The organism is Paenarthrobacter sp. PAE-2 (assembly GCF_026013155.1).
Classification (GTDB): domain Bacteria; phylum Actinomycetota; class Actinomycetes; order Actinomycetales; family Micrococcaceae; genus Arthrobacter; species Arthrobacter ureafaciens.
On record NZ_JAPDNV010000012.1, the window covers coordinates 13,330 to 26,402 of the forward strand.

Genomic DNA, 13,073 nt, shown 5'->3' on the forward strand with positions numbered 1-13,073 from the left:
GCCGGACCAATGAACGCACAACAAATCGACCAGCAAACCCTGCTGAGAGACGAGAAAGATCCTTTGACCCACACGCCCGTGCATTTGCTTTCCCTCGAAGCAGTGGGAAAGCACTACGGCAACATCATCGCCTTGCGGGATGTCACCATGGCCGTGGACAACGGCCGCGTCACCTGCGTCCTGGGCGACAACGGCGCCGGCAAGTCCACGCTGATCAAGATCATCGCCGGCCTGCACCAGCACGACGAAGGTTCGTTCAAGATCATGGGGGAGGACCGCAAGCTCGGCTCACCCCGTGAAGCCCTCGACGCCGGGATCGCGGCCGTGTACCAGGACCTCGCCGTCGTGTCGCTCATGCCGATTTGGCGGAACTTCTTCCTCGGTTCCGAACTCACCACCGGCGTAGGCCCGTTCAAGCGCATGGATGTCCAGAAGATGAAGGACATCACAAAAAAGGAACTCGCGGACATGGGCATCGACCTGCGCGATGTGGAGCAGCCCATTGGCCAGCTCTCCGGTGGTGAACGCCAATGTGTGGCCATCGCCCGCGCCGTGTACTTCGGGGCAAAGGTCCTGATCCTCGACGAACCGACAGCCGCGCTGGGAGTCAAGCAGTCCGGCGTCGTACTTCGCTACATCCTGCAGGCCCGCGACCGCGGCCTGGGGGTCATCTTCATCACCCACAACCCGCACCACGCATACCCCGTGGGCGACCGGTTCCTGCTGCTCAAGCGCGGCAAATCGATTGGTTACTACGAGAAGAAGGACATCACTGTCGAGGAACTCACTGCCCAAATGGCCGGCGGCGCCGAACTGGCCGAACTCGCCCACGAACTCGAACAACTCGGCGGACACACCGAAGCGCTCAACGAGGTCAAGGCCGAAGTAGCGGACGTAGCCGACGCAGCACCGGAGAAGGCATGAAGGAAATAACGCTCGGCCTGGTGGGTGTGGGCCGCATCGGTGTGATGCATGCCCGGAACATCAGCGCGTTGAACGAGCAACTCAATCCTGAAGGAGTCAACGTCAGGCTCAAACTGACGGACGTTGCCGAGGAACACGCACGATCGGTGGCCCGGGACTTCGGCGCGGAGTACTTTCCGTCCGTTGAAGCGTTGATCGCCGCGGGCATTGACGGGTTGGTCGTGGCCACCGGGACGGCCACCCATCCGGATCTGATCATGGCGGGCGTTGACGCCGGCATTCCGGTCTTCTGCGAGAAGCCGGTGGCCGTCAACCTGGCAGAGTCCCTCCCGGTCCTGGACTACATCCGGGAAAAGGGCGGCACGGTCCAGATCGGACACCAGCGCCGCTTCGATTCCGGCTACCTCGAGGCCAAGCGGGCCTATGACGCCGGCGAACTCGGCTGGATCCACTCCCTGCGTGCGGTCACCTGTGACATGGCGCCGCCACCCGTGTCCTTCCTCGCAACCTCAGGCGGACTCTTCCGGGACTGCTCGGTCCACGACTTCGACATCCTCCGCTGGTTGACGGGACGGGAAATCGTGGAGGTTTACGCGAAGGGCTCCAACAACGGCGACCCCGCAATCGGTGAGGTGGGCGACGTCGATACCGCTTTGGCAGTGGTGACGTTCGACGACGGCACTGTAGGCACGGTGTCGGCCAGCCGCTACAACGGGGCCGGGCATGATGTCCGGCTGGAGTTGCAGGGCTCGGAAGGATCCGTGGTGGTGGGCATGGACGACCAGATGGCGCTGCGTTCCGGAGAGCGCGGAATCACCTTCCCTGCGGGGACTCCGCACAAGACCTTTGCCGAACGGTTCGACCAGGCTTACCGCTCCGAAATGGCCGCGTTCGTGGAAGTGATCCTGGGGGAGCGCAAGAACCCCTGCACACCCGAGGATGCGGTGGCCGCTTCCCGCGTGGCGGATGCGGCACAGGAATCGTTGGAGACGGGCGTCCCCGTGAAAGTCCCGGTGTAACCCTCTATCATTTCCCGGCGCTTTTCCGCGGTTGCTCTATCATGTTCGGCGGGAAGGTCCGACGGCGGCACTCGGCCTGAGTGCCGCCGTCGAGCTTTTGGTGCGGCTGGCTCCCCGCCCGATTGATCGCCACCGCCCAGGTCCGTCCACCCCGCAACCCTTCCCGCCGAATGCACCCAATGCTACGGGTGCATTCGGCGGCAAAGGGTGCGCCACCCGAGTGGCGGATGCGGCAGAGGAATCGTTGGAGACGGGCGTCCCCGTGAAAGTCCCGGTGTAACGCTCTATCATTTCCCGACGCTTTTCCGCGGTTGCTCTATCACTTCCCGCGGGAAGGTCCGACGGCGGCACGGTCTGAGTGCCGCCGTCGAGCTTTCTGTGCGGCTGGCTCCCCGCCCGATTGACCGCCACCGCCCAGGTCCGTCCGCTCCCGTCGAATGCACCCCTTGTTCCCCACGTGTCAGGCCCCAAACCGCGGGCCCCAAACCCCAGTGGCAGAGGGATGGTGGGGAGGGGGTGGGATGTGGCAGAGGGATGGTGAAAAAGGGGTGGGATGTGGCAGAGGGATCGGGCGTGGCTGACGCGGGCCGGAAGAGTCTGGGGGAAAACTCCGACCCGCGCCAGGTATGTGGGGGTTGGATCAGGCGATGACCTTCATTCCCTGCCAACCCGTGCCCAGGCTGATCGGCGGCACGTTGCCCAGCGTTCCGCCACCCGATCCGGGGTACAGCCACAAGGTGTCTCCGATGCGGCCGAGGACGTCGTTCTTGCCGTCGCCATCAAGGTCCCTGGGGCCGGCCAGCGCTGTGCGGGTGCTCCACCCGGTTGCGATCTGCTTCCAGGTCAGCCAGCCTCCGGAGCCATTGCCCGGATATAGCCATAATGCGCCTGTGTCGGTGCGCCGCGCCAGTACGTCCCCCTTGCCGTCACCGTTGAAATCGCCGGTGCTGAAAATGGCGTTCATGACGTCCCAGCCCCAGCCGACGGTGTAGGGCGAGCGTTGTCCGCCGCTGCCGTTTCCTTCGTAGAGTCGCAGTTCTCCGTTGCTCCTGCGGCCGATGAAATCGGGGATGCCGTCGCCACTGAAGTCGCCGGGGGAGAAGATCTGGGACATGGTGGTCCAGCCTGTGCTGACCTGTTTCCGCGCCCCGAAGCTGCCGGCTCCGTCGCCGGGGTAGAAGTACAGGATGTCTCCGGCGCGGGCAAGGAGATCGTTCTTGCCGTCCCTGTTGAAGTCGCCCGGAGTGATGGTGTCGGTGACCGAGGACCAGGCCGGAGCCGCGAGGGCCACTTGCCGCGGCAGGAGTCCGCCGGCGCCGTCGCCCGGGTAGAGGTACAGGTTACCGGCGGTGTCCGCAGCCAGGACGTCGGAGCGGCCGTCACCGCTGAAGTCATGGGTCGACGGCGGCCCGGCGGCGGGAACGGTGTAGGTCTGGGTTCCCACGGCCGAGGTATTGCCCTCCGTGTCCACTCCGATGTACTTGAGGGTCAGGGTGGAGCTGCCCATCACGAGGGGAGCGGTGTACTTGAGGTTGGTTGCCGATTCGGTGGTCGTCGGCGTGCTGCCGTCGGTGGTGTAGTAGATGGTTGCCGTTTCATTGGCGCTCAGGGTGATGGTGGCACCGCTGGCGAGGGCCCGCCCCGTCGGGTTGGCCGTGATCACCGGGGCAGTGGTGTCCGGAGGGATGGTGTAGGTCTGCGTCGCCACGTCGGAGGTGTTGCCCGCGGTGTCCTTCGCAAAGTACTTCAGCGTCATGGGACCGGGGCCCGTGAAGGTGATGGGTGCCGTGTACAGCAGACCTGCGGTGAGGGGGTCGGTGCCATCCTTCGTGTAGCGGATCTCGGCAGCCTCGTTGGCGGTGAGGGTGATGTTCGTCCCTGCTGCGTATTCTCCGCTGGCCGGGTTGGCCGTCACGATGGGTTTGGTGACGTCGGGCCCGGTGGAGTAGGTCTGGGTGACCACTGCGGAGGAGTTGTTGGCGCCGTCCACCGCGAAGTACTTCAGCGTCAGCGGCCCGTTCAGGATGATCGGTGCCGTGTACTTGGTGCTGGCCGTGGTGGGCGTCGAGCCGTTGGTGGTGTAGTAGATCGTCGCGGTTTCGTTGGCCGTCAACGTGATGGCCTGGCCTGCTGCGTAGGTTCCGCCCTCGGGTGCCGCGGTGACCACCGGCGCCACGTTGTCCGTACCGAGGTAGGCTTCGAACTCCGCCAGTCCGGCATTCGTGGTGCTGCCGCTGACTGAGGTGATGTTGAAGCGCACTGAGCTCACAGTCTTGGCGGGGAAGTTGATGGTAAGCCCGGAGCCGTTGTTGGGCAGAGCCGGAACGGGGACCGTGCTGCCGTCCGAGAACACGAGGTTTCCGCCGGTTACCTGGTCGCTGAGGATCGGCCGGTCGCCAAGTGTCACGGCGTTGATGGTACGGGTGGGTGTGAAGTTGTATTGGATCCAGCTTCCTGCCTTCTCGCCGGCGGACACCCACTCACGGGACGCGTCCATCGGCGCACCCCAGAAGTAGCCGTCGCGGGCCTTTTCGGGGCTTTGGGCGGAGGCCTTCTGTGATGACGCGCTCACTGTGGTGCCCGTTGATTTGGCAGCGTTGCCCACCCACTCGATGGCCGTGATGTACTGCCGTTTCAACCACTCGTTGTAGGGGGAGTCCGGGCACCCTTCGCCAGGGCTGCTGCAGACGTACATGTCGAAGTCTGCGAACCGGACAAACGTATCCACTTTGGCGGTCAGTTCGGATCCGGTGACGTTTTGCGGGTATTCGTCGATGACGTAGGCGTCGTAGGCCATGGAGGTGTGCGGCCCGGTGTAGCTGCGAGTGGCCAGTTGCGCGAACTTCGCTGTGGCCCAGTGGTCGCTGTGGTCATAGGGGTTGTTGAAGTTCCCGGTCCAGTCCTGCGTGCGGAACGTGGTGGGTTTGAAGTTCGCCACCAAGCGGTTGAGGGCAGTCTGGAACTGGGACTTGGTAAACGTGGCGGCGTTATCCACCGGCCTGATGGAGGACAAACGGCCGTCCCACAGTTTGAGGATGCTTTGGGAATTGTAGGCAGCGCTCCCCAAACCGTTGGGGAAGCCGTCCGGCAAGCGCATGAACACCACGGAGATGTTCGGCGCGCCGTTGAGCGTCTGCATGGTCAACGGCCGGTTGGGGACACCGGCGTCGGAGGCCGTCCAGGAGTCCGCCACACCGGCCATCTTGGCGTAGCTGGCCCTGATTCCCGCCTCCAGGCTGCGCCAGTACGTGGCCCCTTCGCCCGCTTCCCCTGCGGTGGTGAAGACGGTTTGGACGCATCGTTTCGCCTGGATGTCGCGCATGAAGTCGGGACTCAGGAAGATCAGGTCGTCATCTGTGTGGCCCACGATCTGCATGGCCCCACCGGTCCCAGCACACGGGGGCACTGCGGCCGAGGCAGGTGCGGCTGAGGCCAGGACCAGTCCGCCGAAGGCCAAGGCAGGGCTAAGCACCATGCCGAGCACGCGGCGCACCAAGGAGCTCCGGGGGTGGCTGTCCAAGGGATTCGGATGACTCGGTCGACTGAAAAGATGTGAACGGACCACAACAATGCTCCTTGAGCAGACGTTGGGCCCCCCAGCCGGCGAACTTCAGACGCCCGTAATGAACGCCATTCGAATAAATTTGTGCTGTTCCTGCCGGCTGCCGTCGGAGACGGAAACCGGTGCAGTGACCGCTACTGTACTCCTCGGGTCCAACGCTGGGTAGGCCTGCCGTTGAACTTTTCGCCACTACGCTGGGTCCATGACCCCGTCAGGTGCCCTCAATCCCAATCCGCGAACCCTTGATGTTGAAAGCCTCATCCACTTCGACCGCTTGGTCAGCGCCGGGGCGCATTCAATGCACGGCTGGCACGCCCAGTCCCTGGACCTGCGCGGGCGCTCCCGTGAACTGCTGGCGCTGAACCCCCAGGGCGCGATCTTCCTGGGCTGCACGTTCGACGACGGCGTGGAGGACCAGCTGCGGAGCCAGGGGGCGCTCATCTTCCCCAAATTGCAGGGTGTTCCGTTCAACCCCTACCGGGGCAGCCTCTACACGGCGGCCGAACTGTATCCCGGCATCTCCACCAAGGAATACGAGCACACTTTGGACGCGCGGGTCTATCACTGGAGCATCCTGCCCGGCCAGCGCTCCCGGCTTGACTCAACACTCGCCGCGGCCCTGCACGATCACGCGATCGGCGACGCCCTGGAAGAAGCCATGGCCAACGGGGCGCTCGCCGGGTCCAGGCTGGTGGGTGTCATGGGTGGCCATGCGGCGCAGCGCAGCAGCCGGGAGTTCTCCGACGCCGCCCGCTTGGGCCGCTTGCTCGCGCACGCGGGACTCACGGTGGCCACCGGAGGCGGTCCGGGTGCCATGGAAGCGGCCAACATGGGTGCCTACCTCAGCGCAATGCCCGACGACGACTTCCGCGCCGCGGTGCAGCAACTCGCCGCCGTCCCGGGGTTCCGCCCCTCGGTGACGGCGTGGGCGCGCCAGGCAGCCGCCGTCGTCGAAAATTATCCGGACGGTACGTCGACGCTGGGCATCCCCACCTGGTTCTACGGCCACGAACCGCCCAACCTGTTTGCCACCCACATTGCCAAGTACTTCGCCAACGCCATTCGTGAAGCCATCCTGCTGGAACTGTGCAACGGCGGAATTATCTTCCTCCCGGGAGCGGCCGGTACCGTGCAGGAAATCTTTCAGGACGCGTGCGAGAACTACTACGGAGCCCCGGAAACCATCACCCCCATGGTGCTGGTGGGCCGCGACCACTGGGAGAGGACATACCCGGCGTGGCCCATGCTGCAAAGCCTCGCCGCAGGACGTCCCATGGACCGGCAGATCTTCCTCGTGGACACGGTGGAGGAAGCAGTGGCGATCGTGGTGGGTTCGGCCTAGAAATTCTTGCTGCAGGGGCCCTTGCCGAGTTCGGCGAGGCCTGTCCGGTCACCGGCCGCGTATTGGCGCACCCACGAGGCTTGGTCGTACATCAGCTGGCGCGCGTCATCCACGTGGTCCAAGCCCAGCAGGTGCCCCAACTCGTGCATGATCACTGCCACCCCGATCTCCCTGCCCCGGGGCGAATCCATGATTCCGGTGAACTGGGGAGCATCCAATGCCACTGAACCGGTGACATACGCCTTGTACCCGTTACTCAGGCCGATGGACGAGCTTCCGCCCAGACCGACGGTTTGCCCGGCCAGGCGCGGCACTTCTTCGGGGGTGCTCCACACAATGAGCACGGGAGCCCACCGGTCACCGTACATTTCCGGTTGGTAGCCCTCCCTGTTGGCTGACGGCAGCTCGGACGTGGGACCGTCGTAGATGAACTGGAGGCCGGTGGCAAGGCTCGCCTGCCGGATGGCCTCCTCGACCAGGGGCTGCCAGGAGGCCGGTGCCCTGGTGGAGTTGACCACGTAATGGATCGGCCTGCAGGGGGAATAGGCCACGGGTGATCCGTCGTCCTTCACGGCCAGGAATTTGTAGGAAGAACTGGTGGGCCGCACAACCGGCGGGGTGCCCAGCGGCGCGTCCGCTTCCTCGCGCCCGGGAAGTGGATCCTCGCGTTGCCCGAACGGCAGGACACCCGGCCTGGGCGCTTGGCTTTGGGCCGTGGAACCGCCGCCCATCCAGTGCTGCAGCTCACCGCCGAAGTACGCCCCGGCACACACCAGCCCAAGGACAACAAAGAGGAAGAAGACCGCCACGATGCTGCTGTGCTTGATCGGCCGCGTGGGCTGGTCGAGGGGGCCGCGCGGGTGCGTGGACCAAGGCGGCACCCCGACGGCGGGCGGGACCCCGGCAGGCTCGTCCGGGGATCGGCGCGCCGGGGGATAGGGGTCCGGCCCTTTCGGCGACCCATCAGGTTCCATTGAGCCCCCTGACCGGCGGCCGAAGCTGCGCGGTGGGCTGCCGCCGTCGGCCGTTTGGGCCAGCTTAGGACCCGCCAGCGGGGGAAGTCCATGGCAGGACGCCAGGCAAGGGGCGCCCGCACCCGCCAACCCCGTGCCACCAACCTGTCGGGACGGTACGCCTAGATGTCCTTCCGGCAGGGAGCCGAAGCCAGCATGCTCATGCCTGTCAGGTCACCGTCCGCCAAGCCGTCAGGCGCTCCGATCTCCGGGTACATCAGCTGGATGGGGTCTTCAACATGGTCCAGTCCCAGCACGTGTCCCAGTTCGTGCTGCATGACGGCAAGTACGAAGTCTGCGCCGCCATCTTCTGCCAGGAGTTCCGAGATTTGGGGTGTATCCAATTCCAGGCTTCCGGTGATGTAGCTCCTGGTCCCGTTGTTGATCGAATACATGGTGCTGCCGCCGGTGCCGATCACCTTGTCCGCCAAGGCAGGAGCAACCTCCGGCGTGGTCCACGAGATCAGCAAAGGCGCCCAGCGCTCGCCGTACTTTCCCGGCTGGTACGGCTCCCGTTTGTCCACGGGCTGTTCGTCGGTGGATCCGTCGTCGATGAACTGGATGCCGGCCGCAGCAGACACGTTGGCGAGGGCCCTTTCCAGGAGCTCGTCCGTGCCTGCGGGCGCTGCGGTGTCATTCACGACGTAGTGCAGCGGACGGCACGGTGAATAGCCAACCGGCGTGCCGTCGTCGTTGGTTGCCAGGAACTTGTAGGAATCGTTGGCGAGGTGGAGCGCCGACGGCGAGACCAGCGGCTTGTCCGCTTCCTCCAGTCCAGGCGGAGGTGCGTTCAAGGCCCGGGGGAACGGTTCCTGGTCCTGGCCACCGGGCTGCACGTTGGGCATGGCGAGCCCCGGGACAAGGCCGGTGATACGGGGATCGTTGTGCAGGAAACCACTGACGACCACCGCCACGGAGGCAGCCACGGCTGCCGTGAGGAGGCCCAGGACCGGACGCAGCACGCGTCCTTTCCGGCGGCGCCTAGGCACCCGGTATGCCTCAGGCTCCACAGTTCTCCCATCATTGCGCCCGGCACGCGGGGCGGCGTGGAGGACGCACCAAGATTACGGGACGGGCGCAGGCCCGTCCATTCGCGCCGCGTTAGACGATCACTGCTCCGAAGAGCAGGCCAAGCCCGTAGGTGGCGGCAGCGGCGCCTATGCCGATTCCCAGCTGCCGCAGCCCGCGGCTCAGCGGGGACGTTCCGGACAGCAAGCCCACGACGGCGCCGGTCGCCAACAGCGCGACGCCCACCAAGGCACCTGCGACGATCAGCGCAGCCCAACCGGTCATGCCGAAGATGAACGGGATGATGGGCACGATGGCGCCGGAGGCAAAGAAGCAGAAGCTGGACATCGCCGCGCCCCAGGCAGAGCCCACGGTTTCATGGTCGTCGGCGGGCTGTTCCTTTTCGGGTTGCAGCGAAAGGCTGGGGTCGCAGTCGCAACTGAACAGCCCCATGCGTTCGGCGGCCCGGTGCTCGGCGGCTTCCCGGGTCATGCCGCGTGCCAGGTACACCAGCACCAGTTCGTTGTGCTCCACGTCCAGCGACGGTGCCGCGGTCAGTGTTGCCTGCGTCGGCAGGGTGGCGTTGAGCAGCTCACGCTGGGAACGCACGGACACATACTCGCCGGCTCCCATGGACAAAGCACCGGCCAGCAGTCCGGCTACGCCGCTCATGAGCACCACCGCGCTGGAAACACCGGTGGCGGCCATGCCCATCACCAGGGAGAGGTTGCTGACCAGGCCATCGTTGGCGCCGAAGACTGCTGCACGGAAGGTTCCGGACAACCTGTTCCTGCCGCGTGTGGCGAGTCCGCGGACCACTTCCTCGTGGATCTGCTCGTCAGCCACCATGGCCGGCGTGGCCGAAGGATCGGTTCCGTAGGGAGAGCGGCCCTCGGCGCGCTGGGCCAGGGCGAGAACGAAGACCGACCCGAAGTGCCGGGCAAGGAACCCAAGGAGGCGGCTGCGGCCGGACGCTGCCTTGGGCATGCCGGCGTGCTCACCAAGGAGCTTGAGCCAGTGTGCCTCATGCCGGCCTTCGGCTTCGGCCAGGGCCAGGAGGATCTGGCGTTCCTCACCGTCGCGCCGCTGGGCGAGTTCACGGTATACGGCAGCCTCTGCACGCTCATCGGCAAGGTACTGGCGCCAGCGCTTGATGTCCGCGGACGATGGCGTTGTCTTTTGGGGCTGCGGGTCCGGAGCGGGGCTCGACGGATTGTTGGATTCCTGGTGCCTCTGCACTGCTTCTCCTGGGCTGGGTGGGGTAGTTGCGGCCCCATTGCACCGCCCACTGTACCGCTTATTTCCGCGGTTTTTTGGCTGGTATTCCTTACCGGGAATGTTCGGTGCGCCTTAATTTCGCCACCGGGCAGGACGCCTTCGCAGGCTCCGGCGGCGAGCGTATTGACCCTGTCCTCCCTCGGTGCTCAGATGGATAGACAGGCGCGGGAAGCTTCCCGCATTCGGTCAGCGGGCTGTTCCGCAGCCCACCACACGGAGGTTGCAGCATGAACACTGGATCACACTTCAACCACCCTGAACGGGCCACCATCGAATCCGATCCGGCCTTCGACTACAGCGAGGACCAGGAAGTGGACGAAGCCTGGGTGGAGGAAGAAGACGTGGCGGACGACGACGAACGCGTGGTGCCGATCGACCCCGCCGAAGAGGAATTCCGGGAAGGCGACGACGAACTTTAGCCCTGGCCTTCGGTAACCGTCTGATCCTGCCGTCTCCCGGGTAGCAGGTCCACGTGAGTGCCGTGGAAAACGACAAAGCGGCGCTCCCCGCGAAAGGGGAGCGCCGCCGTCGGGCGTTGCTGCGTTGGGTGCCCTTACTTGGCCGGTGAGCTGAGCTCCTCCTCGGCCACCCGGGTGCCGGCTACACGGTCGGTCCAGGCCTCCATGACCGCAGGATCGGTGGGCTTGCTGAACAGCGAGACGGCTACGTAGACGATCGCCGAGGCAATCAGGCCGTAGTAGATGGGCTCGTTCGCGTAGATGCCGTCCAGGGGAGCCTTGGCGTTGATCTCAAGGATGATCATGGTGCCCAGGGTGATCACGGAGCCCACGGCCATGGAGGCCGCGGCCGCGATTCCCGTGCCGCGCTTCCATACCAGGCCACCGATGATGGCAACCAGCAGGCCGCCCACCAGGATGTCGTAGGCAATGGTCAGTGCTGCCACGACGTCCTTGGTGGAGATGGCGATGATGATGGCCACGATGCCGAGTCCCAGGACCCAGTAGCGGTTCGCCTTGACGTCATGCTCAGGGTTGTCGGAATCGTCGGTGTTGATGGTCTTGCCGAACCATCCGGCCACGAACGGCAGGACGTCTGCGCGGGCGACCGTAGCGGCTGCAATGAGCGCTCCGGAAGCGGTGGACATCATGGCCGCGACGGCTGCCGCGAGGACCAGGCCGCCGATGCCGATGGGCAGCAGGTTGGTGGCGACTTCCGCGTACACGTCATCCTTGGCTTCGATCTCGATGCCGGACAGGGCAACGCTTGCGGCCATGCCGATCAAGGCGCCGGCCAGGCCGTAAACGATGCAGTACACGCCGGCAGTTGCGCCGCCCCAGCGGGCAACCTTGGGGGTCTTGGCCGTGAAGACGCGCTGCCAGATGTCCTGGCCGATCAGGAGGCCGAGCGTGTAGACCACGAAGTACGTGATGATCGTTTGGAGGCCGATGCCGCCGATGTCGAAGAAGCTGGCGTCAACGCGTTCACGGATGCCGTCCAGGCCACCCGCGGCGTTCATGGCGAAGGGGAGCATGAGGAAGAAAATGCCCACGGTCTTGATCACGAACTGCACCTGGTCAGCCAGGGTGATGGACCACATGCCGCCGATCGTGGAGTACACCAGAACGATCGCGCCGCCGATCGCGATGGCCAACCAGCGCTCCCAACCGAACAGCACCACGAAGATGGTGGCATAGGCGCCGGTCGAAGTGGCGCAGAGCATCAGGGTGTAGGCCAGCATGACGATGCCCGAGGTTTGCGTCGCCCGGCTTCCGTAGCGGAGGGTCAGCATCTGCGAGACGGTGTAGATCTTGAGCTTTTGGATGGTGCCTGCAAACAGGAGGCTGAGCAACAGCACGCCGGCGCCGATGGCTACCACCAGCCACATGCCTGAGATGCCGAACTTGTAGCCCAGGCCGACGCCGCCAACGGTGGACGCGCCACCGAGGACGACGGCGGCCATGGTGCCTGTGTAAAGGAAGGGGCCAAGGCGGCGGCCGGCCACCAGGAAGTCACTGTTGTTCTTGGTGCGGGACTTGCCCCACCATCCGAACGCCAGCATGGCAAGCAGATACACCACCACAATGGCGATGTTGATGAACGATGAGTCCATGAGTGAGTCCTTGGAGCTGATGCACGGAGGTTGGGGTTTTCGACGATACTCCTGGGGCGGGGTCGAAGTCTCCGTGCTGACGATGGGAGATTTGGGTTCGTGTTGTGTGCCTCACAGACAACACTTGTTGCCCCTGAGGATATGTTGTGATCGGAGTAACAGTCAAGAAGCTTTAGGTGGCTTCGGGCTTTGCATAGCTTCCGAAAGCTTCTCTGCGGCTACTATTGGCTGCAATGACAGGGCCGGTTGAACAGGCCTGAAAGGTTCGTGAATGAAGGCTCTCCCCGTTGAACCCAGCAACGTCCCCGTTGCCATCGGTTCAAGAATCCGAGCGGCGCGCCAGGCGCAGCGGCTAACCATCGAACAGGTAGCAGAGGCCACCGGGCTGACCAAGGGTTTCCTCAGTCGTGTGGAGCGCGACCTGACTTCCCCCTCGGTGGCGTCGCTGGTAACGCTGTGCCAGGTCCTTTCCGTCTCCGTGGGGGACTTGTTCGCAGCTCCGGAGACGCATCTGACCCGGCGCGACGAAGCTCCGCGGATTTCACTGGGCGGGCAGGGCATCGTTGAACGGTTGCTGACGGCCCGGTCCGAGCGCCGCCTCCAGATCCTGGGCGCGACCATCAAGCCGCGGGGTCGTGGCGAAAACGAACTGTATGCCGTTGACTGCGACGTGGACGTCCTTCATGTGGTCAAGGGGCGCATCAAGCTGATCCTCACCAATGAGGAGTATGACCTCGAAGAAGGGGACACCCTTTCTTTCCCCGGCCGGGAGCCCCACACCTGGATCAATCCCACGGACGAGACCGTAGAGGTGCTCTGGATCCTGGTGCCGGCCGCGAGCCGCTAAGACCCTTCG

Annotated in this window: 10 protein-coding genes; 5 read left to right on the forward strand and 5 right to left on the reverse strand. The window is 64.8% G+C overall.

Features of this window, described 5'->3' with window-relative positions:
• Positions 1–9: 9 nt before the first annotated feature.
• Positions 10–924 carry an ATP-binding cassette domain-containing protein gene (locus OCL88_RS09715; RefSeq protein WP_264962370.1) on the forward strand — a complete coding sequence of 305 codons (915 nt, stop codon included), beginning with the start codon at positions 10–12 and terminating at the stop codon, positions 922–924.
• Positions 921–1,943 carry a Gfo/Idh/MocA family oxidoreductase gene (locus tag OCL88_RS09720; RefSeq protein WP_264962371.1) on the forward strand — a complete coding sequence of 341 codons (1,023 nt, stop codon included), beginning with the start codon at positions 921–923 and terminating at the stop codon, positions 1,941–1,943. Before OCL88_RS09715 ends, OCL88_RS09720 begins: the two co-directional genes overlap by 4 nt.
• 640 nt (positions 1,944–2,583) lie before the next feature.
• Here the strand turns inward: OCL88_RS09720 and OCL88_RS09725 are convergent.
• Positions 2,584–5,463: a chitobiase/beta-hexosaminidase C-terminal domain-containing protein gene (locus tag OCL88_RS09725; protein WP_264962372.1), complete on the reverse strand. Its 2,880-nt coding sequence runs from the start codon at positions 5,461–5,463 to the stop codon at positions 2,584–2,586.
• A gap of 244 nt (positions 5,464–5,707) precedes the next feature.
• On the opposite strand from OCL88_RS09725, the gene OCL88_RS09730 reads away from it, so the two are divergent.
• Positions 5,708–6,847, forward strand: coding sequence for an LOG family protein (locus tag OCL88_RS09730; RefSeq protein WP_062095448.1), 1,140 nt, complete (start codon positions 5,708–5,710; stop codon positions 6,845–6,847).
• On the opposite strand, the gene OCL88_RS09735 is transcribed toward OCL88_RS09730, so the two are convergent.
• The 3 genes from OCL88_RS09735 to OCL88_RS09745 all read right to left on the reverse strand — a co-directional run bounded on the left by OCL88_RS09735 (position 6,844) and on the right by OCL88_RS09745 (position 10,107).
• Positions 6,844–7,821 carry a matrixin family metalloprotease gene (locus OCL88_RS09735; RefSeq protein WP_062095450.1) on the reverse strand — a complete coding sequence of 326 codons (978 nt, stop codon included), beginning with the start codon at positions 7,819–7,821 and terminating at the stop codon, positions 6,844–6,846. The two genes, OCL88_RS09730 and OCL88_RS09735, sit on opposite strands and share 4 nt — an antisense overlap.
• 161 nt (positions 7,822–7,982) lie before the next feature.
• Positions 7,983–8,822, reverse strand: coding sequence for a matrixin family metalloprotease (locus OCL88_RS09740; RefSeq protein ID WP_410868169.1), 840 nt, complete (start codon positions 8,820–8,822; stop codon positions 7,983–7,985).
• A 139-nt stretch (positions 8,823–8,961) separates the two neighbouring features.
• Entirely contained in the window at positions 8,962–10,107 is a 1,146-nt protein-coding gene (locus OCL88_RS09745) for a VIT1/CCC1 transporter family protein (protein ID WP_021472777.1), read from the reverse strand.
• A gap of 266 nt (positions 10,108–10,373) precedes the next feature.
• Between OCL88_RS09745 and OCL88_RS09750 the strand changes: the two genes are divergently transcribed.
• On the forward strand, positions 10,374–10,565 hold the full coding sequence (locus tag OCL88_RS09750) for a hypothetical protein (protein ID WP_021472776.1): 192 nt from the start codon (positions 10,374–10,376) through the stop codon (positions 10,563–10,565).
• 134 nt (positions 10,566–10,699) lie between these two features.
• Here the strand turns inward: OCL88_RS09750 and OCL88_RS09755 are convergent, their stop codons facing one another.
• Positions 10,700–12,217: a sodium:solute symporter gene (locus tag OCL88_RS09755; protein WP_179011451.1), complete on the reverse strand. Its 1,518-nt coding sequence runs from the start codon at positions 12,215–12,217 to the stop codon at positions 10,700–10,702.
• 271 nt (positions 12,218–12,488) lie between these two features.
• On the opposite strand from OCL88_RS09755, the gene OCL88_RS09760 reads away from it, so the two are divergent.
• Entirely contained in the window at positions 12,489–13,064 is a 576-nt protein-coding gene (locus OCL88_RS09760) for a helix-turn-helix domain-containing protein (RefSeq protein ID WP_021472774.1), read from the forward strand.
• The last annotated feature ends 9 nt before the right edge of the window (positions 13,065–13,073 follow it).

Bases quoted from the DNA above. Each gene is read 5' to 3' on its own strand.
- OCL88_RS09760 (WP_021472774.1), top strand. From the start codon at position 12,489: ATGAAGGCTCTCCCCGTTGAACCCAGCAACGTCCCCGTTGCCATCGGT.
- OCL88_RS09715 (WP_264962370.1), top strand. From the start codon at position 10: ATGAACGCACAACAAATCGACCAGCAAACCCTGCTGAGAGACGAGAAA.
- OCL88_RS09735 (WP_062095450.1), bottom strand. From the start codon at position 7,821: ATGGAACCTGATGGGTCGCCGAAAGGGCCGGACCCCTATCCCCCGGCG.
- OCL88_RS09750 (WP_021472776.1), top strand. From the start codon at position 10,374: ATGAACACTGGATCACACTTCAACCACCCTGAACGGGCCACCATCGAA.
- OCL88_RS09730 (WP_062095448.1), top strand. From the start codon at position 5,708: ATGACCCCGTCAGGTGCCCTCAATCCCAATCCGCGAACCCTTGATGTT.
- OCL88_RS09755 (WP_179011451.1), bottom strand. From the start codon at position 12,217: ATGGACTCATCGTTCATCAACATCGCCATTGTGGTGGTGTATCTGCTT.
- OCL88_RS09720 (WP_264962371.1), top strand. From the start codon at position 921: ATGAAGGAAATAACGCTCGGCCTGGTGGGTGTGGGCCGCATCGGTGTG.